Consider the following 18,900-nt stretch of genomic DNA (forward strand, 5'->3'; position numbering starts at 1 on the left):
TGGGGAGAGGGTCAGGGTGAGGGGGCAGCGGCTTGTCGTGGGAGCGCCGTCAACCCTCACCCCTGCCCTCTCCCCGAGGGGAGAGGGAGTAATACCCCAATCAACCGAAACGCACGTACTCGAAGTCCACCGGCTGGCGGTTGATGCCCATCACCGGCGGCGAGATCCAGCCTGCGAACTTGCCCGGCTCGACCACGCGGCCCATCAACGATGCCACGAAAGCGAAGTCTTCGGCGCTCGGCAGCCATTCATTGCGCTTGGCGGCCCATTCGACCTCGTTCACCACGCGGCCCTCGGGCGACATCTTGATGCCGGCGAGCGCGCCGATCTGGCGGTTGAAGGCCTTGTGCGGCACGGTCAGGCGCGTGGGGATGCCGGCCTTCTCGAGCACCTTGTTCCAGCGGCCGACGCCGGCCACCGAGTCCTTGATGAAGTCGTCGCGCAGCACTTCGTTGAGTGCGTTGAGCATCGGCACGTCCTTTTCGACGAGCTGGCCGTCCTTCACCTCGAGCACCTTGTAGGTCTGGCCCTTGAGCACGTGGTCGTCGCCGCGCTTGCCTTCCTCGTAGCGGCCCTTCAGGCCCGAGCTGTAGAAGATGGCGGCGTTGCTCGACTGGTCGGCGCCGAACAGGTCGATGGTCACGCTGTAGTGGAAGTTCAGGTAGCGCTGGATCGTTCCAAGGTCGATGGCGCCGGCCGCGCGCACCTTCTGCGCGTCGTCGGTCTTGAGCTCGTTCATGACCTGCGCGGTGCGCGCCAGAACGCGCGAGACGCCGCTCTCGCCCACGAACATGTGGTGCGCTTCCTCGGTCAGCATGAACTTGGTGGTGCGCGCCAACGGGTCGAACGCGCTCTCGGCCAGCGCGGCCAGCTGGAACTTGCCGTCGCGGTCGGTGAAGTAGGTGAACATGAAGAACGCGAGCCAGTCGGGCGTCTTCTCGTTGAAGGCGCCCAGGATGCGCGGGTTGTCCTGGTCGCCCGAGGTGCGCTGCAAGAGCGCCTCGGCTTCCTCGCGGCCGTCGCGGCCGAAGTGCTTGTGCAGCAGGTAGACCATGGCCCACAGGTGGCGGCCCTCTTCCACGTTGATCTGGAACAGGTTGCGCAGGTCGTACATCGACGGTGCCGTGAGGCCCAGGTGGCGCTGCTGCTCGACCGATGCGGGCTCGGTGTCGCCCTGGGTCACGATGATGCGGCGCAGGTTGGCGCGGTGTTCGCCGGGCACGTCCTGCCAGGCCTTCTCGCCCTTGTGGTCGCCGAAGTGGATCTCGCGGTTGGCATCGCCCGGGTTCAGGAAGATGCCCCAGCGGTAGTCGCGCATCTTCACGTGGCCGAACTGGGCCCAGCCCTGCGGATCGACGCTCACGGCCGTGCGCAGGTAGACCTCGTGGTTGGTCGAGCCCTCGGGGCCCACGTCGTCCCACCAGTTGATGAAGTTCGGCTGCCAGCCTTCGAGCGCGCGCTGCAGCGTGCGGTCTTCGCCGAGGTTGACGTTGTTGGGGATCTTCTCGCTGTAGTTGATCGTGCTCATCGCTGTTCCTTGGGTTGTGCGGACTGGGGGTTCTTCTTCATTCAGACGCGGTTCAAGTCGAAGCCGGCTTTCTGGCCGGTGCCGTAGACCTTGAGTGCGCCCTTTTCGCCGACGGCGTTGGGGCGGTTGAAGATCCAGTTCTGCCAGGCGGTGAGCCGGCCGAAGATGCGGGTGGCCATGTTCTCTTTGCTGGCGAAGCGCAGGTTGGCTTCGAGGCCGGTGAGCGCATCGGGCGACATGGCGGCGCGCTCCTCGACGGCGATGCGGATCTCGTCGTCCCAGTCGATGTCGTCGGGCGCGGCGGTGACGAGGCCGAGCTTCAGTGCTTCGTCGGCATCGAGCGGCTTGCCGGCCGCGGCGCGGGCGGCGTCCAGCGGCGCGGCTTCTTCATAGAAGCGGCGCTGCAGGCGGCTCTGGTCGTTCACCATCGGGAAGAAGCCGAAGTTGAATTCGTTGAGCACGAGCTTCGGTGCGCGCGCGGCATCGTCGGGCAGCGCGAGCATGTAGCTGCGGTCGGCCGCAAAGGCCAGCTCGGCCAGCGTGCCGGCAAAGCACGAGCCGGCCTCGACCAGCGCGAACAGGCTGCGCGACGACACGTCCAGCCGCGCCAGCGTGCGGCGCAGCGCGCCGATGGTCTCGCGCACCAGCCAGTGGTCCTTGTGGGCGAGCATCAGGGCGTCCGATGCGAGCACGGCGGCCGCGTCGCCTTCGGTCTTGAGCAGCCAGGTGCCGATGTCGAGCTCGTTGGTGCGCAGGTTGAGGATGGCGTCGTCGAGCTCGCGGCACACGGCCAGCGGCCACCACGCGGCGCCCGCAGCCTCGATGGCGGCAATGTCGGCCGGCTGCGTGCCGGTGGGTGCCTTGACGGTGATCGTGGCGGTGCGCTTGCTGCGGTCGATCTTCACGTCGACGTTCGAATAGGCGATGCCGTCGGCGCTGTCGGTGCGCTCGAGCCGGGTCAGCGCCACGCCCTTGCCGCTGGCCGGGCGGTCGCTCGCGGCGGCCAGCTGTGCGGCACGCTCCTGCACGGCGGCGGCAAACTGCGCGGGCTTGGCCACGGCATCGACCAGGCGCCAGTCGACCGCGCGCTGGCCGCGCACGCCTTCGACGCTGGTGCAGAAGATGTCGGCGAGGTCATGGCGCACATGGCGCTTGTCGGTCACGCGGGTCAGGCCGCCGGTGCCGGGCAGCACGCCGAGCAGCGGCACCTCGGGCAGCGAGACGGAGGACGAGCGGTCGTCCACCAGCAGGATCTCGTCGCAGGCCAGCGCCAGCTCGTAGCCGCCGCCGGCGCAGGCGCCGTTCACGGCCGCGATGAACTTCAGGCCCGAGTGCTTCGACGAATCCTCGATGCCGTTGCGCGTCTCGTTGGTGAACTTGCAGAAGTTCACCTTCCAGGCATGGCTCGACACGCCCAGCATGAAGATGTTGGCGCCCGAGCAGAAGATGCGGTCCTTGCCGCTGGTGACGATCACGCTGCGCACTTCAGGGTGCTCGAAGCGCACGCGGTTGAGCGCGTCGTTCAGTTCGATGTCCACGCCCAGGTCGTAGCTGTTGAGCTTGAGCTTGTAGCCGGGGCGGATGCCGCCGTCTTCCGCGATGTCGAGCACCAGGCGCGCCACCGGGCCTTCGAAGCTGAGCTTCCAGTGCCTGTATTGCGCGGGTTCGATGCGGTAGTCGACGCGCAGAGGCGCCTGAAGGGTCGTGGTCTCGGTCATACGGAAGTCTCCTGTGGGGGCAGATGCGAAACCGGAAGAATAATGCAACTTCTGGCGTCGATGACATGCATCATGCTGCATGCGAACAGGCAAGTCAATGCCTGAAGCGCTTTTTTTCAAAACTTCAGATCAGGCGCCGGTGCCGATCGCCTGGCGGGCCACGGTACGCAGCGCCTGGAAGCTCTGCGCCAGTGTCTTGCCGCTGGTGTCCACCGAGAGATCGGCCTTCGAATAGAAGGCGGCGCGGCCGTTCAGGATGCGGCGCAGGTCTTCCATGGCTTCCTTGCTGGCCGCCATCGGGCGGGTGTCGCCCTGCGCGGCCACGCGGCCCATGTGCTCCTCGGGCGCGGCCTGCAGCCACACGGTGGTGCAGTGCGCGAGCAGCTCGTTGAAGGTGGCGGGGTCCGAGACGATGCCGCCCGGCGTGGCGATGACCACCTCGCCGTAGATCTGGATGGCTTCCTCGAGCGCGCGGCGCTCGTAGCGGCGGTAGGCGTTGGTGCCGTAGAGGTCGTGGATCTCGCGCACGCTGCAGCCTGCGAGCTTCTCGATGTCGCGGCTCAGTTCCACGAAGGGCACGTCGAGGTCGTCGGCCAGCATCTGCCCGAGCGTCGACTTGCCCGCGCCGCGCAGGCCCACGAGCGCAATGCGGCGGTGGCGCGCCGGATCGACCGAGGCCGTGCCCAGCAGCTCACCCACCGCCACGCGCACGCGGCGCAGGTCGGCCTCGCTGCGGTTCTCGAGCAGCTCGCGGATCAGCAGCCACTCGGGCGAACTGGTGGTCACGTCGCCGACCAGCTCGGCCAGCGAGCAGTGCAGCGCGCCGGCCACCTGCTGCAGCACCAGGATCGACGCGTTGCCGATGCCGTATTCGAGATTGGCCAGGTGCCGCTCCGACACGTCGGCCGCAATGGCCACCGCCTTGCGCGTGAGGCCGCGCTGCGCGCGCAGGTTGCGCACGCGCTCACCCAGCGCCGCCAGCAATGGATTCTTGGCCTCCCCGGCCGGTGCCGCGGGGTTGCCGGCGCGCTGGCCTTCTTCGGGCGCGGGGGCCAGCACCGCGTCTACGTGCTCGTTCATGCATGTCCTCGTTCTTGGCCGGGATTGTGCGCGCTCAGGGTAAACACCATAGATGCACTATATTGCTTGACACCCATGGAGTCGATGCTTATTGTTCGGCCACAAGCAAGATACTGCACGCGCACCAATCCTGCAAGGTAGTCCGAAAGTTCGCTGCGCCATTCACCCTGCCAGCCAGCCTCCAAAAAGGAAGCCCGCCCATGTCCAGCAAGGAAGCATTTCACCAGTTGATCGCCGGCCTGGCCGCCGAAATTGCCGGCCGGCCGCTCGACGAACAGCTCGACCAGTGGCTCAACGCCACCCATGGCGAGGGCAGCGCGCGCTTCGAAGCGCTGCGCCAGGCCTGCATCGGCGGCGTGGCCGAAGGCTGGCTGTGCGAGCGCGAAGGCGGCGGCATCCGCTACGGCCGCGTGTTCAAGGCGGAGGACGCGCTGCAGCGCTTCTCGGTCGACGTGGTCGACATGCAGGACATCGCGGGGCCGCACCACACCCATCCGAACGGCGAGATCGACCTGATCATGCCGCTCGAAGGCAGCCCCGGCGCCACCTTCGACGGCCGGCCCGCGGGCTGGTGCGTCTACGGTCCCGGCACCGCGCACCGCCCGACCGTGGCGAACGGCCGCGCCCTCGTTCTCTATCTCCTGCCTGAAGGGCAGATCAAGTTCACCCCATGACCGAACTCCTCCCCAACTACGTCGCCGGCCGCTGGCAAGGCGGATCGGGCGCCGGCACGCCGCTCTTCGACCCGGTGCTGGGCACCGAGCTCGTGCGCGTCGACGCCACCGGCCTGGACCTGCCCGCCGCCTTTGCCTTTGCGCGCGATGAGGGCGGCCACGCGCTGCGCGCCCTCACCTATCGCCAGCGCGCCGGGCTGCTCGGCGCCATCGTGAAGGTGCTGCAGGCGAACCGCGATGCCTACTACGAGATCGCCACCGCGAACTCCGGCACGGTGAAGAACGACTCGGCCGTCGACATCGACGGTGCGATCTTCACGCTGGGCCAGTACGCGAAGTGGGGCGATGCGCTCGGCGACGTGCGCGCGCTGCGCGACGGCGAGGCCGTGAAGCTCGGCAAGGAGCCGGTGTTCCAGTCGCAGCACCTGCAGCTGCCGATGCACGGCGTGGCGCTCTTCATCAACGCCTTCAACTTCCCGTCATGGGGGCTGTGGGAAAAGGCCGCGCCGGCGCTGCTCTCGGGCGTGCCGGTGATCGTGAAGCCCGCCACGGCCACCGCCTGGCTCACGCAGCGCATGGTCAAGGACGTGGTCGATGCGGGCGTGCTGCCCGCGGGCGCGCTCTCGGTCGTCTGCGGCAGCTCGGCGGGTTTGATGGATGCGCTGCAGCCCTTCGACGTGGTCTCCTTCACCGGCTCGGCCGAGACGGCCGCCGTGATCCGCGCGCACCCGGCCGTGGCCGAACGCTCGGTGCGCGTGAACATCGAGGCCGACAGCCTCAACAGCGCCCTGCTGCTGCCCGGCGCCGCGGCCGGCAGCGAGGCCTTCAACCTGCTGGTGCGCGAAGTGGTGCGCGAGATGACGGTCAAGTCGGGCCAGAAGTGCACCGCGATCCGCCGCATCCTGGTGCCGGCCGAGCTCTACGACGCCGCGGCCGAAGCCATTGGCGCGAAGCTCAAGGGTGTGACGGTGGGCAATCCGCGCAACGAGAGCGTGCGCATGGGTTCGCTCGTGAGCCGGGCGCAGATGAATGCCGTGAGCGAGGGCCTGCAAGCACTGTCCGCGCAGGCCACCGTGCTGTATGACGGCCGCAACACGCCGCTGATCGATGCCGAACCGTCGGTGGCCGCCTGCATCGGCCCCGTGCTGCTGGGTGCGCGCGACGCCGATGCGGCGCAGCGCGTGCACGACGTGGAAGTGTTCGGCCCCGTCGCCACGCTGCTGCCCTACCGAGACCTGGCGCACGGCATCGCGCTGGCGCACCGCGGCCAGGGTTCGCTCGTGACTTCGCTCTACGGCAGCGACGACGCCGCGCTGGCGCAGGCCGCGCTCGCGGTGGCGCCGAGCCATGGCCGGGTGCACGTGATCACGCCCGAGGTGGCGCAGGCCCACACCGGCCACGGCAACGTGATGCCGATGTCGCTGCACGGCGGCCCCGGCCGCGCGGGCGGCGGCGCCGAGCTCGGCGGCCTGCGCGCGCTGGACTTCTACCATCGCCGCAGCGCCGTGCAGGCGAGCCCCGGCGTGCTGGCCGCACTGGGCCTCTAGAAAAAGAACCCGGCCGAAGGAGACAACCATGACCCTGCCCCAACGATTCAATTTTGCCGAGCACCTGTTCGCGCTGAACCGCGGCCGCGCCGAGCGCACCGCCTACATCGACGACCGCGGCACGCTCGCCTACGGCCAGCTCGAGGACCGCGCGCGCCGCTTGGCCGCCGCGCTCAAGGCCGCCGGGGTGCGGCGCGAAGAGCGCGTGCTGCTGCTGATGCTCGACAGCAGCGACTGGCCCGTGAGCTTTCTCGGCTGCCTCTATGCCGGCGTGGTCCCCGTCGCCGTCAACACGCTGCTCACGCCCGCGGACTACGCCTACATGCTCGACCACAGCCGCGCACAGGCCGCGCTGGTGTCGGGCGCGCTGCTGCCCACGCTGCAGGAGGCGATGGCGCTCGGCCCGCACGAAGTGCACACGCTGATCGTCTCGCAGCCCACGGGCGCGCTGCCCGAAGGCGCGCAGGAATTCGAAGCCGCGCTGGCCGCCGCCGCGCCGATGGCGGCGCCCGCGCCCACGGCCTCCGACGATCCCGGCTTCTGGCTGTATTCCTCCGGCTCCACCGGCAAGCCCAAGGGCACGGTCCACACGCACGCCAACCTGTGGTGGACGGCCGAGCTCTACGGCAAGCCGATACTCGGGCTGACCGAGAACGACGTGTGCTTCTCGGCCGCCAAGATGTACTTCGCGTACGGGCTGGGCAATGCGCTGACCTTTCCGCTGTCGGTCGGGGCCACGGTGGTGCTGATGGCCGAGCGCCCCACGCCCGACGCCACCTTCCGCCGCTGGGTGGAGCACAAACCCACGGTCTTCTTCGGCGCGCCCACCGGCTTCGCGGGCATGCTCGCCTCGCCGAAGCTGCCGGCGCGCGAAGCCGTGGCCCTGCGCATGTGTTCTTCCGCCGGCGAGGCATTGCCCGGCGAGATCGCGCAGCGCTTCAAGGCGCACTTCGGCTGCGAGATCATCGACGGCATCGGCTCCACCGAGATGCTGCACATCTTCATCTCCAACCGCCCCGGCGACGTGCGCTACGGCACCACGGGCCGGCCGGTGGAAGGCTACGAGGTCGAGCTGCGCGGCGAGGACGGCCGCCCGGTGCCCGATGGCGAAGTGGGCGACCTCTACATCCGCGGCCCGAGCGCGGCGCTCATGTACTGGTGCAACCGCGAGAAGTCGCGCGAGACCTTCCAGGGCGGCTGGACCAAGAGCGGCGACAAGTACACGCGCGACGCCGACGGCTACTACACCTATGCCGGGCGCAGCAACGACATGCTCAAGGTCAGCGGCATCTATGTGTCGCCCTTCGAGGTGGAAGCCACGCTGATGCAGCACCCCGCGGTGCTCGAGGCCGCGGTGATCGGCAAGGAAGACGCGGACGGGCTGACCAAGACCAAGGCCTTTGTCGTGCTGAAGGACGGCCAGTCGGTCAGCGACGAGGAGCTGAAGGCCTTCGTGAAGGAAAGGCTCGCGCCGTACAAGTACCCGCGCTTCCTGGAGTTCGTGCAGGAGCTGCCGAAGACGGCGACGGGGAAGATCCAGCGGTTCAGGCTGCGGGAGCGGGAGAGGCAGGCATGAGCATGAGGTTCCCGCGTTGTTCCCTCTCCCTCCGGGAGAGGGCTAGGGTGAGGGCTTCGGCCTTCGCAAAAGCACCGCCTTCGCCAGCGCCGCTGGCCCTCACCCCCGCCCTCTCCCAGAGGGAGAGGGAGCAACAGCCATGACTCCCGACTTCGCCACCATCAACTGGCGCGGCCGCCCCGTGCACATCGAATGCCAATGGATCGCCCCCGAGCGCACCGATGCCCCGCTCATCGTCTTCCTGCACGAAGGCCTCGGCTCCATCGCGATGTGGAAGGACTTCCCCGCGCAAGTCTGCAACGCCGCCAACGCCCGCGGCCTCGTGTTCTCGCGCCCCGGCTACGGCCGCTCGACGCCGCGCGCCGACGACGAGATCTGGGACGTCGACTTCATGCACCGCCAGGCACACGAGGTGCTGCCCGCCCTCTTCACCGCACTGAAGCTCGACGATGAAAAGCCCTGGCTCTTCGGCCACAGCGACGGCGGCTCGATCTCGCTGCTGTATGCCTCGCGCTTTGCGGACCGCGTCAGCGGCCTGATCGTGCTCGCGCCGCACATCTTCGTGGAAGACGTGACCGTCGCGAACATCGAACAGGCCCGCACCGCGTACCTCTCGACCGACCTGCCGGCAAAGCTCGGCCGCTACCACGACAGCGCCGACTCGGCCTTCTGGGGCTGGAACCGCATCTGGCTGCACCCGCCCTTCCGCGAATGGAACATCGAGGCCGAACTCGACACCATCCGCTGCCCCGTCCTCGCCATCCAGGGCACGGGCGACGAGTACGGCACGCTCGCGCAGATCCACGGCATCGCGGCGCGCGTCGGGGGATGCGAGCTGCTCGAAATCCCGGAATGCGGGCATTCCCCGCATCGCGATCAGCCGGATCGTGTCATCGTCGCGGCCACTTCTTTCATTACCAAAAACAGGAGACAAACACCATGACCCCATTCACCCCGGTTCGCACTGCCCGCCTGGCCCTCACAGCCATCGCCTTCGCCGCCCTGGCCAGCGCCGCCGGCGCGCAGGGTTCGGCCAAGCTCAAGGTCGGCCTGATGCTGCCCTACAGCGGCACCTACACCGCGCTGGGCGTGGCCATCGAGAACGGCTTCAAGCTCTATGTCGACGAGCACGGCGGCAAGCTCGCGGGCCGCGAGATCGAATACTTCAAGGTCGACGACGAGTCCGACCCGGCCAAGGCCACCGACAACGTCAACAAGCTCATCAAGCGCGACAACGTCGACGTGATCGTCGGCACCGTGCACTCGGGCGTGGCCATGGCCATGGCCAAGGCCGCCAAGGAAAGCGGCACCGTGCTGATCGTGCCGAACGCGGGCGCCGACGCGGTCACAGGCCCGATGTGCGCACCCAACATCTTCCGCAGTTCGTTCAGCAACTGGCAGCCGGCCTTCGCGATGGGCGAAGTGGCGGCCAAGCAGCAGGGCAAGAAGAAGGCGATGACCATCACCTGGAAGTACGCGGCGGGCGACGAGTCGGTCAACGGCTTCAAGGAAGGCTTCGAGAAGAACGGCGGCAAGGTCGACAAGCAGCTCACGCTGCCGTTTCCCAACGTCGAGTTCCAGGCGCTCCTGACCGAGATCGCGGCGGCCAAGCCCGATGCGGTGTATGCCTTCTTCGCAGGTGGCGGCGCGGTGAAGTTCGTCAAGGACTACCAGGCCGCGGGCCTGAACAAGACCATTCCGCTCTACGGCCCGGGCTTCCTGACCGACGGCACCTTGGATGCGCAGGGCGAGGCCGCGCAAGGCATGCTGACCACGCTGCACTATGCCGACGGCCTCAACACGGCGCGCGACAACGCCTTCCGGGTCGGCTACGCCAAGGCCTTCAAGCTGCAGCCCGACGTGTATGCCGTGCAGGGCTACGACGCGGCGCAGATGCTGGGCGTGGGCCTGGCCGCCACCAAGGGCGACATCGGCAAGAAGGCCGAATTCACGGCCGCCATCGAGAAGGCGAAGATCGACAGCCCGCGCGGCACGTTCACCATGAGCAAGTCGCACAACCCGGTGCAGGACATCTACCTGCGCAAGGTGGAAGGCAAGGAGAACAAGCTGGTGAGCATCGCGATCAAGGGCCTCACGGACCCGGCCCGCGGCTGCAGGATGTGACCCACCCCCGTCCCTCGCTCACTTCGTGTAGCTCGACTCCCCCCTCGAGGGGGCGACACCGGCGGACCGGCAAAGCCGGATCCGCGGTGTCTCACGAACATCGCGGGCGCTGCGCGCCACGCTCTTTCTTCAAGCCGCTACCGGGATGACCTAACGTGGATTTCGGCACCTTCCTTGTCCAGTGCCTGAACTCGGTTCAGTACGGACTTCTTCTGTTCCTGGTGGCCTCGGGGCTCACGCTGATCTTCGGGATCATGGGCGTGATCAACCTTGCGCACGGCAGCTTCTACATGATCGGCGCGTACATGGCGTTCGCGCTCTCGCCGCTGTTCGGCGACCAGTTCTTGCTGATGCTGGTGGCCGGCGTGGTGCTGGCGGCGATCTTCGGCTACCTGCTCGAATGGGCCTTCTTCAGCTACCTCTACCAGCGCGACCACCTGCAGCAGGTGCTGATGACCTACGGGCTCATCCTGGTGTTCGAGGAGCTGCGCTCGATTCTCGTGGGCAACGACGTGCACGGCGTGAAGGTGCCGGCCTGGCTCGACGGCAGCTTCGCGCTCGGCAACGTCATGAGCTATCCGTGGTACCGGCTCTTCGCTTCGGCCGCCTGCATCGTGCTGGCGGTGGCGCTGTACTGGGTGGTCAACCGCACGCGGCTGGGCATGATGATCCGCGCCGGCGCGAGCAACCGCGACATGGTGCGGGGCCTGGGCATCGACGTGAAGAGGCTCTACCGCATCGTGTTCGCGGCCGGCGTGGCGCTCGCGGCGCTGGCCGGGATGATCGCGGCGCCGATGTCCTCGGTCTATCCCAACATGGGTGCGAGCGTGCTCATCATCTGCTTCGTGCTGGTGGTGATCGGCGGCATCGGCTCGATCACGGGCGCGCTCGTGGCCTCGCTGCTGGTGGGCTTCGTCGACACCTTCGGCAAGGTGTTCTTCGCGGACCTGAGCGGCATCGGCATCTACCTCCTGATGGCCATCGTGCTGATCTGGAGGCCCGAAGGGCTGATGGGGAGGCGGCCATGATGCAGGTCCACACTTCTTCCATGCGGCGCGGCGCGTTCCTCGTGCCGGTGGCCTGCGCCATTGCCATCGGCGTGCTCGGCCCGCTCATGGGCAACTACGTCTCGGACTTCGTCGTCAAGGTGATGATCCTGTCGATCTTCGCGCTGAGCCTCGAACTGCTGGTCGGCATGACGGGGCTCGTGAGCCTGGGCCACGCGGCGTTCTACGGCATCGGCGCCTACGTCACGGTGCTGGCCTCGGGCAGCGAGGGCGGCAACCTCGCGCTGCTGCTGCCGCTGGCCATGGGCGCGGCGGCGCTCTACGCATTGTTCGTGGGCGCGCTGAGCCTGCGCACGCGCGGCGTGTACTTCATCATGGTGACGCTGGCCTTCGCGCAGATGGCTTTTTTCGTGTTCCACGACACCAAGGTGGGCGGCGGCAGCGACGGCATCTACATGTACGTGCGGCCGGCCATCGGCAAGCTCGACATGGAGAACCGCATGGTGCTGTTCTACATCGTGCTCGCATCGCTGGTGTTCACCTACGGCCTTTTGGCGCTGGTGCGGCGCTCGCGCTTCGGCGCGGCGCTCGCGGGCATCCGCGTGAACGAGCAGCGCATGCGCGCGGCGGGCTTTCCGGTGTACGGCTACAAGCTCGCGGCCTTCGTGCTGGCGGGCGCGCTGGCCGGGCTCGCGGGCTTTCTGCTGGCCTCGCGCGACGGCGTGGTCAACCCCGAGCTGATGGCCTGGCACAACTCGGGCGAGGTGCTGCTGATGGTGATCCTCGGCGGCCTCGGCCATCTGCGCGGCGCTGTCATCGGCGCCATCGCGTTCACGCTGCTGAAGGAAATCTTCTCGACGCACGCCGTGATGGGGCCGCTCGCGGACCACTGGCAGCTGACGCTGGGCATCGCGATCATCGTGTTCGTGGCGTGGCTGCCCAAGGGGCTGATCGGCCTGGCGAAGCGGCTGTCGCCGAAGGGGGCTGCATGACCGGCCCCTGCATTCCCTCTTTCTCCCTCCCCTCCCGGGGGAGGGCCGGGGTGGGGGCACGCGGCCTCCAACGCCGCGCAGCCTCGAAGGCCGCGAGCCCCCATCCCCACCTTCCCCCGGAAGGGGAAGGAGCAACACCATGACCGCACTGCTTTCCGTCGAAGGCCTCACCCGCCGCTTCGGCGGCCTCACAGCCGTCAATGCCATCACGCTCGACCTGCACGTCGGCGAAGTCCATGCGGTGATCGGCACCAACGGCGCGGGCAAGTCGACGCTCATCAACATGCTCTCGGGCGAGATCGAAGCCTCCGAAGGCCGCATCGCGCTCGACGGCGTCGACATCACGCGGCGCGCGCAGTGGCGCCGCGCGCGCGCGGGCGTGGGCCGCAGCTACCAGCGCACCACCATCTTCCCGGAGTTCAGCGTGCACGAGAACTGCCGCCTCGCGGCGCAGGCCGCCACGGCGCGGCCCTGGACGGTGTGGCAGTCGTCCGGGCGCTGCGCGGCCAGCAATGCGGCGGCCGACGCGGCGCTCGAGGCCGCGGGCCTGTCGAACGAAGCGCTGCGCATCGCCGGCACGCTGAGCCACGGCGCGCAGCGCCAGCTCGAAGTGGCGATGTGCCTTGCCACCAGGCCCCGCGTGCTGCTGCTCGACGAGCCGCTCGCGGGCATGGGCGCCGAGGAAACCGACCGCATGCTCACGCTGCTCGCGCGGCTGAAGGCCACGCACGCGATCCTGCTGGTGGAGCACGACATGGATGCGGTGTTCCGCATTGCCGACCGCATCACGGTGATGGTGAACGGCACGGTCATCGCGACCGGCGACCCTCGGTCGATCCGAGAGAACCCCGAAGTGCGTACCGCCTACCTCGGAGAAGACCACTGACATGCTCGTCGTCCGCGATCTCAACACCTACTACGGCAACAGCCACATCCTGCGCGGCGTGCATGCCGGCATTCCGGCCGCCACCTCGGTCGGCCTGCTCGGGCGCAACGGCATGGGCAAGACCACGCTGATCCGCACGGTCATGGGCTATGTGCGACCCGCTTCGGGCGAGGTGCAGGTCGATGGCCGCACCGTCACCGGCTGGCCGCCCGAGAAGATGGCGCGCCTGGGCATCGGCTACGTGCCCGAAGGCCGCGGCATCTTTCCGAATCTCTCGGTGCGCGAGAACCTCGCGATGAGCGAGCGCGCGGGCATCGACGGCCGGCGCGCCTGGACCTTCGACCGCGTGATGGCCACCTTTCCGCGGCTGGCCGAGCGGCTCTCGCACGGCGGCCAGCAGCTCTCGGGCGGCGAGCAGCAGATGCTCTCGATCGGCCGCGCGCTCATGACCAACCCGCGCCTGCTGATCCTCGACGAGGCCACCGAGGGCCTCGCGCCGCTGATCGTGGCCGAGATCTGGCGCGTGATCAGCGAGATCCGCGCGACCGGCATCGCCACGCTGATCGTGGACCGCGACTACCGCAAGGTGCTTGCGCACACCGATCTGGCGGTGGTGATGGAAAAGGGCCAGATCGTGCGGCATGGCGCGTCGGCCGACCTGCTGTCCGAGCCGAAGGCGCTCGAAGACTTGCTGGGCGTGTAGAGCGGGATGTAGAAGGAGCGCATGGCGATGGCACGCGAGATCAGCCTCCTCGATCTTTCGGGCAAGCCCGTGCGGTTCGACGGCAGGATGCTAATGAACGCGGCCGCCACGCCATGGCAGGGCTTTGCGCTGGAAGTGCGCGCGATGCACGGCGACGGCGAAAACCCGGCCTGCTACAACCCCCATCCGCTGCTCGCCTTTTGCATGCGCGGCCATGTGAAGTCCGCAATGACCACGGGGCGCCGCACCAGCCACGTCGAGAGCCGGCCCGGCAGCGTGTGTATCTTCGACCAGGGCTACGAGGTCGACCGCGTGACGTGGTCCGGCCAGTGCGACGAAGTGATTGCACTGGAGATCCGCCCCGAAACCCTGCGCAGCCTGATGCCCGAGAGCGATGGCGAGCTGCACCTGCAGACGCATCTCTCGACCACCGACGCCACGCTGACCTCGCTCGCCATTGCCATGCGCGACGAGGTCGAGCGCGGCTGCACGTCGGGCCGCATGCATGCGCAGGGCCTGTCCATGGCATTGGTGAGCTATCTGCAAAGCCGCTACGGCGGCGCGCGCAACGCGAAGCGCGCGCCGGGGCGGCTCTCGCAGGCGGACCTGCGCAGGGTGTACGACTGGGTGATGCAGCACCTGGGCGAAGACTTCGGCATCGACGAACTCGCGGCCGAGCTGAACATGAGCGCGGTGCACTTCACGCGCCTCTTCAGGGCCAGCACCGGCTCAACGCCATACCGCTATGTGATGGAGCAGCGCGTGCGCCACGCGCTCACGCTGCTGGAGGGCCGGTTGTCGCTGGCCGAGATCGCGCACACGGTCGGCTTTTCGAGCCAGGCGCACTTCACGCAGGTGTTCAAGCAACTGGTGGGCACCACGCCCGCGCGCGCACGGCTCGGGTAAGTCCCGGTGCGAGGTGAATGGATCCCGCAAGCGATGATCGCTTGTCGATAGACCGGAACGCAGGCGAAGGGCAAATTCGATCTCCATACAACAACCGGAGATCCCGCCATGCCTCGTCCTCAACGCCGCACGCGCACCGCATCGCGCACCGCCATCGCCGCGCGGCTGGCCGCCGCCTGCCTGGGCATCGGCACTCTTGCAACGCTCGCGGCCTGCGGCGGCAGCGGCTCTTCGGGCGCTTCGCTGCCTTTCCTTCCCGTGGTGCCGCCGCCCTCCACGCCCGGCACATCGAGCGCGCTCGCATGCGACGAAAGCCTGAAGACCGCCTTCAAGCCCGACGCAAACACCACCGTCACGGTGGTGAAGCAGTTCAAGCAGGGCGATGACCTGAACCTCGACGGCAAGGCATCGGGCACCGTGGCGGCCAGCGACGTGTGCATGGTCAAGCTCAACGTGGGGCCGGGCCATGCGGGACCGGCCGATGCGCCGTCCACCTCGCCCGGCATCGGCATCGAGGTATGGCTGCCGGCGGCAGCCAAATGGAACAACCGCCTGCGCGTGCTGGGCGGCGGCGGCTTTGTGGGCGATGCGGGCATCAGCTCCAGGACGCAGATCGGCGGTGCCGGTGCGGCGGCCATTGCGGCGGGCCAAGGATCGGTGAGTGCAGTGACCGATGCGGGGCATGCATCGAAATTGCCCGTGCCCGCGGTGGACGGCTCGTTCGCCATGAACCCCGACGGCACCGTCAACACCACGCTCTGGACCGACTTCGCGAGCCGCGGCATCCACGAGATGGCCGTGAAGGCCAAGGCGCTCGCATCCGGCTTCTACCAGCGCGACGCGCAGTACGCCTATTGGGACGGCTGCTCCACCGGCGGCCGCCAGGGCCACATGCAGGCGCAGGTGAACCCCGGCGACTTCGACGGCATCCTGGCGGGCAACAGCGCCATCAACTGGACCACCTTCATCACCTCCGAGCTCTATCCGCAGATCGTGATGCAGCGCGACCTGGGCGGCACGCCGCTCGCGGCCGAGCAGCTCGCGCTGGTGTCGTCCGCCGCGGTGAGCGCTTGCGACAGTACGCTCACCGGCCAGCACGAAGGCTTCATCAGCGACCCGGCCGCCTGCAAGTACGACCCCGTGCAGGACAAGGCGGTGCTGTGCATCGGCAGCGGCGGCACCAACGCCACCGCGGCCTGCCTGAGCACCGTGCAGGCACAGGCCGTCAACAAGATCTGGTACGGCCAGACGCGCGACGGCAGCGCGCCCGCTCCCGCGAGCGACATCGGCTACGGCGCCACGCTGGCGCCGGGCCAGCTCTGGTACGGCCTCACGCGCGGCACCTCGCTCAACAGCCCCGGCGCGCCGGGATTCTCGCTGGCGGACTCCACGGCGGGCACGCCCCATCCGTTTCCGATCGCGGCGCACCAGGTGGCCCTGAACCTGCAGGACCCGACGATCGCAACGCCCGACTTCGTGAACGCAACCGGCAACGGCGCGAACAACTGGAAGGGCCTGTCGTACGCCCAACTGGCCAATGCCAGCGATCGCGGCAAGGCGCTGCAATCCGCGTTCGCGGGCATCAACGCCGACAACCCCGACCTCGCCAGGTTCCGCGACCGCGGCGCCAAGCTGCTGACCTATCACGGCCTGGCCGACCAGCTGATCGCCAGCTCCGGCACGGCGAACTACTACGAGCGCGTGGCCAAGACGATGGGCGGCATCGAGGCCACGCAGAAGTTCTACCGCTATCTCGAAATCCCGGCGATGGGCCACTGCGTAGGCGTCGGCTCGGTCAACGGGCTCGCCGGCGTGAGCCCCGCGGCCAACCCGCCGCTGCCGGCGCCCGACCAGCTGTTCTCGGCCCTCACGGACTGGGTCGAGAAAGGCATTGCACCCGACAACCTGGTGCTGCAGAACGCCGACAAGTCGCTTGCGCGGCCGCTTTGCACCTATCCGAAAAAGGTCGCCTACACGGGCGGCGATGTGAAGGCGGCGGCGAGCTTCGCCTGCCGCTGACGCCGGCGGGCGTCACGCGCCGCGCTGCGCCATCAGGAAGTCGATGAACACCCGCATGCGCAGCGGCACGTGGCGTCCGTCTGGGTACAGCAGCGTGTAGGGCCGCGAACAGCCCGCGAAGGGTTTGAGCACCTCGACGAGCGAGCCGTCGGCCAGTTCCTTCTCCACGACGAAGCGGTAGGTCTGGAACAACCCGGCGCTGCTTTTCGCGAGCGTGACGCCGCCAAGGACGTCGTCGGAGCAGCTGTAGGCGCCGTCTGCGAAGACTTCGCGGTCCTTGCCGTTCTCCTTGAAGAGCCACGAAATGCGGCGGCCGCTGCTGGGCAGCTCGAACTGGATGCACTCGTGCGCCGCAAGATCGTCCAGCGTGCGCGGCGTGCCGGCCCTCCTCAGGTATTTGCGCGTGGCGACCACGACAAGATCCGCATCCTCGAGGTGCCGCGCGATCAGCGTGGAATCGGGCTGGGCCCGCACGCGCACGGCCATGTCGTAGCCCTCTTCCACGAAATCGATGTTGCGGTTGCTCAGGTGCACGTGCAGCCGGATGTCGGGAAAGCGTTCGCGAAACGCCGGCAGCAAGGGCAGGATGCGGTGGTGGCCGTAGGTGGTCGGCACGCTGATGCGCAGCATGCCCGAAGGCAGCGCCTGCTGGCCCATCACCTCGCGCTCGGCCTCGGCAAGCTGCGCCAGCGCCTGGCGGCACTGCGCAAAGTAGGAGCGGCCCGCGTCGGTGAGCCGCACGCTGCGCGTGGTGCGCACGAAAAGCCGCAAACCCAGCCGCTTCTCGAGCCGAGAGATCGAGCGGCTCACGGCCGCCGGCGTCACACCGGCAGCAAGTGCGGCCGAGGTGAAGCCGCCGGTCTCCGCAGCAAGGCAGAACAACTCGATGCTGCCCAGGAGGATGTCGCCGAATTGCCGCTGCATGGATTGATTGATTACCTCGCGTATCAAGTGAAGTGCGAGTCTAGTGATTTATCTATTGCCACGTCATCAATACAGTTCTCCCCACCTCATCAACTTCCTTGGAGAACCGACATGCAGGACAACACATCCCCCACCGTGGTCATCACCGGTGCCTCGAGCGGCATCGGCCTGGGCCTTGCGCAGGCGTACCTCGAGCGCGGCTTCAACGTGGTCGCGAATGCCCGCACCGAAGAGCGGCTCGCAGCCGCCGCGAAGCAGCTCGGCAACCCGGCGCGCCTTCTCGGCGTCGCGGGCGACATCGGCCGCCGCGACACTGCGCAGCAACTGGTCGAGCGCGCCGTGGAACGCTTCGGCCAGGTCGACGTGCTCATCAACAACGCGGGCATCTTCAACGCGAAGCCCTTCGTCGAATACACCGAAGACGACCTCGAGCAAATGGTGGCCACGAACCTCAAGGGCTTCGTCTATGCCTCGCAGGCCGCAGCGAAGCACATGGTGGCGCGCCGGCAGGGCCACATCGTGAACATCACCGCCAGCATCGCGCTGCAGCCGAACCAGCAGGTGCCGGCTGCGTTGCCGGTGCTGATCAAGGGCGGCATCAATGCCGCGACGCGCGCGCTGGCGCTCGAACTCGCACCGCACAACGTCAAGGTGAATGCGGTGGCACCCGGCATCGTGGACACGCCGCTGTACACGCCCGAGCAGCACGGCTTCCTCAACGGCCTGGCGCCCGCCGGCCGCATCGCGACCGTGCGCGAGATCGCTGATGCGGTGCTCTACCTCACGAGCGCGGATTTCACGACCGGCGTGGTGCTGCCCGTGGACGGCGGCATGAGCTCCGGCAAGTGGTAAGGAGCACGCCATGCCTTTCGTCAATCTGAAGATCACGCGCGACGGTGTCACGCGCGAACAGAAAACCCAGGTCATCGCCGAGTTCACGGAAACGCTCGAACGGGTGCTGAAGAAGCCGCCGGAATGGACGCACATCGTGATCGAGGAGATCGACACCGACGACTGGGGCTTCGCGGGCCTGACCACCACCGAATACCGCAAGCGGCTGGCCGACCGTGCGAAACCGGCGTGAGCGGCATGCCCACGGTGTGAGGGAGCGTAAAACCTCCGTTCCACCGGGTTTCACCTCTCACCCCGGGCCATGCGGCCGCCGAATGATGTGCGGCTGCACGCCCCATGGATCCCCGCGGGGGCCGTGCGCACC

At 68.1% G+C, this 18,900-nt stretch carries 17 protein-coding genes; 13 read left to right on the forward strand and 4 right to left on the reverse strand.

Translation table 11 applies throughout. The features are described 5' to 3' along the window. Nucleotides 1–100: 100 nt before the first annotated feature. From boxB to AC1DSC_RS03535, 3 genes are all read right to left on the reverse strand, one after another. Nucleotides 101–1,528, reverse strand: coding sequence for a benzoyl-CoA 2,3-epoxidase subunit BoxB (gene boxB / locus AC1DSC_RS03525; protein ID WP_012745259.1), 1,428 nt, complete (start codon nt 1,526–1,528; stop codon nt 101–103). A gap of 41 nt (nt 1,529–1,569) precedes the next feature. After that, on the reverse strand, nt 1,570–3,246 hold the full coding sequence (boxC, locus tag AC1DSC_RS03530) for a 2,3-epoxybenzoyl-CoA dihydrolase (protein WP_012745258.1): 1,677 nt from the start codon (nt 3,244–3,246) through the stop codon (nt 1,570–1,572). A 129-nt stretch (nt 3,247–3,375) separates the two neighbouring features. Beyond that, on the reverse strand, nt 3,376–4,326 hold the full coding sequence (locus AC1DSC_RS03535) for a helix-turn-helix transcriptional regulator (protein WP_012745257.1): 951 nt from the start codon (nt 4,324–4,326) through the stop codon (nt 3,376–3,378). Between the two features lie 200 nt (nt 4,327–4,526). Between AC1DSC_RS03535 and AC1DSC_RS03540 the strand changes: the two genes are divergently transcribed. From AC1DSC_RS03540 to AC1DSC_RS03590, 11 genes are all read left to right on the forward strand, one after another. Next, entirely contained in the window at nt 4,527–5,000 is a 474-nt protein-coding gene (locus tag AC1DSC_RS03540; protein ID WP_018903352.1) for a 4-hydroxylaminobenzoate lyase, read from the forward strand. Then, on the forward strand, nt 4,997–6,547 hold the full coding sequence (locus AC1DSC_RS03545; RefSeq protein WP_436287054.1) for a 3,4-dehydroadipyl-CoA semialdehyde dehydrogenase: 1,551 nt from the start codon (nt 4,997–4,999) through the stop codon (nt 6,545–6,547). Before AC1DSC_RS03540 ends, AC1DSC_RS03545 begins: the two co-directional genes overlap by 4 nt. A gap of 28 nt (nt 6,548–6,575) precedes the next feature. Beyond that, complete coding sequence (locus tag AC1DSC_RS03550; protein WP_436287053.1) at nt 6,576–8,123, forward strand: benzoate-CoA ligase family protein; 1,548 nt, start codon at nt 6,576–6,578, stop codon at nt 8,121–8,123. 139 nt (nt 8,124–8,262) lie between these two features. After that, nucleotides 8,263–9,066, forward strand: a complete 804-nt coding sequence (locus tag AC1DSC_RS03555; RefSeq protein WP_012745253.1) for an alpha/beta fold hydrolase — start codon at nt 8,263–8,265, stop codon at nt 9,064–9,066. Continuing rightward, nucleotides 9,063–10,247 carry an ABC transporter substrate-binding protein gene (locus AC1DSC_RS03560; RefSeq protein ID WP_012745252.1) on the forward strand — a complete coding sequence of 395 codons (1,185 nt, stop codon included), beginning with the start codon at nt 9,063–9,065 and terminating at the stop codon, nt 10,245–10,247. The genes AC1DSC_RS03555 and AC1DSC_RS03560 overlap by 4 nt, the downstream gene beginning before the upstream one ends. A gap of 155 nt (nt 10,248–10,402) precedes the next feature. Further along, nucleotides 10,403–11,275, forward strand: a complete 873-nt coding sequence (locus tag AC1DSC_RS03565; RefSeq protein WP_012745251.1) for a branched-chain amino acid ABC transporter permease — start codon at nt 10,403–10,405, stop codon at nt 11,273–11,275. Further along, on the forward strand, nt 11,272–12,246 hold the full coding sequence (locus AC1DSC_RS03570; protein ID WP_012745250.1) for a branched-chain amino acid ABC transporter permease: 975 nt from the start codon (nt 11,272–11,274) through the stop codon (nt 12,244–12,246). The genes AC1DSC_RS03565 and AC1DSC_RS03570 overlap by 4 nt, the downstream gene beginning before the upstream one ends. A 139-nt stretch (nt 12,247–12,385) precedes the next feature. Next, complete coding sequence (locus tag AC1DSC_RS03575; protein WP_012745249.1) at nt 12,386–13,132, forward strand: ABC transporter ATP-binding protein; 747 nt, start codon at nt 12,386–12,388, stop codon at nt 13,130–13,132. Between the two features lies 1 nt (nt 13,133). Further along, nucleotides 13,134–13,835: an ABC transporter ATP-binding protein gene (locus AC1DSC_RS03580; RefSeq protein WP_478131774.1), complete on the forward strand. Its 702-nt coding sequence runs from the start codon at nt 13,134–13,136 to the stop codon at nt 13,833–13,835. 27 nt (nt 13,836–13,862) lie between these two features. Continuing rightward, nucleotides 13,863–14,741 (forward strand): helix-turn-helix domain-containing protein, encoded by an 879-nt coding sequence (locus AC1DSC_RS03585; protein WP_012745247.1) that lies wholly within the window; start codon nt 13,863–13,865, stop codon nt 14,739–14,741. 108 nt (nt 14,742–14,849) lie between these two features. Next, nucleotides 14,850–16,760 (forward strand): tannase/feruloyl esterase family alpha/beta hydrolase, encoded by a 1,911-nt coding sequence (locus tag AC1DSC_RS03590; RefSeq protein WP_012745246.1) that lies wholly within the window; start codon nt 14,850–14,852, stop codon nt 16,758–16,760. Nucleotides 16,761–16,772: 12 nt separating this feature from the next. Here the strand turns inward: AC1DSC_RS03590 and AC1DSC_RS03595 are convergent, their stop codons facing one another. Then, the gene (locus AC1DSC_RS03595; RefSeq protein ID WP_012745245.1) at nt 16,773–17,684 is read right to left on the reverse strand and encodes a LysR family transcriptional regulator; all 912 of its coding nucleotides are present in this window, start codon (nt 17,682–17,684) and stop codon (nt 16,773–16,775) included. A gap of 111 nt (nt 17,685–17,795) precedes the next feature. Between AC1DSC_RS03595 and AC1DSC_RS03600 the strand changes: the two genes are divergently transcribed. Both AC1DSC_RS03600 and AC1DSC_RS03605 read left to right on the forward strand, forming a co-directional pair. Further along, nucleotides 17,796–18,536 carry an SDR family NAD(P)-dependent oxidoreductase gene (locus AC1DSC_RS03600; RefSeq protein WP_012745244.1) on the forward strand — a complete coding sequence of 247 codons (741 nt, stop codon included), beginning with the start codon at nt 17,796–17,798 and terminating at the stop codon, nt 18,534–18,536. Nucleotides 18,537–18,546: 10 nt separating this feature from the next. After that, the gene (locus AC1DSC_RS03605; RefSeq protein ID WP_012745243.1) at nt 18,547–18,768 is read left to right on the forward strand and encodes a tautomerase family protein; all 222 of its coding nucleotides are present in this window, start codon (nt 18,547–18,549) and stop codon (nt 18,766–18,768) included. Nucleotides 18,769–18,900: the final 132 nt, after the last annotated feature.

Source organism: Variovorax sp. 01N425, assembly GCF_056399465.1.

Coding starts and splice junctions, on each gene's coding strand:
- boxB (WP_012745259.1), bottom strand. CDS start 1,528: ATGAGCACGATCAACTACAGCGAGAAGATCCCCAACAACGTCAACCTC.
- boxC (WP_012745258.1), bottom strand. CDS start 3,246: ATGACCGAGACCACGACCCTTCAGGCGCCTCTGCGCGTCGACTACCGC.
- AC1DSC_RS03535 (WP_012745257.1), bottom strand. CDS start 4,326: ATGAACGAGCACGTAGACGCGGTGCTGGCCCCCGCGCCCGAAGAAGGC.
- AC1DSC_RS03540 (WP_018903352.1), top strand. CDS start 4,527: ATGTCCAGCAAGGAAGCATTTCACCAGTTGATCGCCGGCCTGGCCGCC.
- AC1DSC_RS03545 (WP_436287054.1), top strand. CDS start 4,997: ATGACCGAACTCCTCCCCAACTACGTCGCCGGCCGCTGGCAAGGCGGA.
- AC1DSC_RS03550 (WP_436287053.1), top strand. CDS start 6,576: ATGACCCTGCCCCAACGATTCAATTTTGCCGAGCACCTGTTCGCGCTG.
- AC1DSC_RS03555 (WP_012745253.1), top strand. CDS start 8,263: ATGACTCCCGACTTCGCCACCATCAACTGGCGCGGCCGCCCCGTGCAC.
- AC1DSC_RS03560 (WP_012745252.1), top strand. CDS start 9,063: ATGACCCCATTCACCCCGGTTCGCACTGCCCGCCTGGCCCTCACAGCC.
- AC1DSC_RS03570 (WP_012745250.1), top strand. CDS start 11,272: ATGATGCAGGTCCACACTTCTTCCATGCGGCGCGGCGCGTTCCTCGTG.
- AC1DSC_RS03575 (WP_012745249.1), top strand. CDS start 12,386: ATGACCGCACTGCTTTCCGTCGAAGGCCTCACCCGCCGCTTCGGCGGC.
- AC1DSC_RS03580 (WP_478131774.1), top strand. CDS start 13,134: ATGCTCGTCGTCCGCGATCTCAACACCTACTACGGCAACAGCCACATC.
- AC1DSC_RS03585 (WP_012745247.1), top strand. CDS start 13,863: ATGGCACGCGAGATCAGCCTCCTCGATCTTTCGGGCAAGCCCGTGCGG.
- AC1DSC_RS03590 (WP_012745246.1), top strand. CDS start 14,850: ATGCCTCGTCCTCAACGCCGCACGCGCACCGCATCGCGCACCGCCATC.
- AC1DSC_RS03595 (WP_012745245.1), bottom strand. CDS start 17,684: ATGCAGCGGCAATTCGGCGACATCCTCCTGGGCAGCATCGAGTTGTTC.
- AC1DSC_RS03600 (WP_012745244.1), top strand. CDS start 17,796: ATGCAGGACAACACATCCCCCACCGTGGTCATCACCGGTGCCTCGAGC.
- AC1DSC_RS03605 (WP_012745243.1), top strand. CDS start 18,547: ATGCCTTTCGTCAATCTGAAGATCACGCGCGACGGTGTCACGCGCGAA.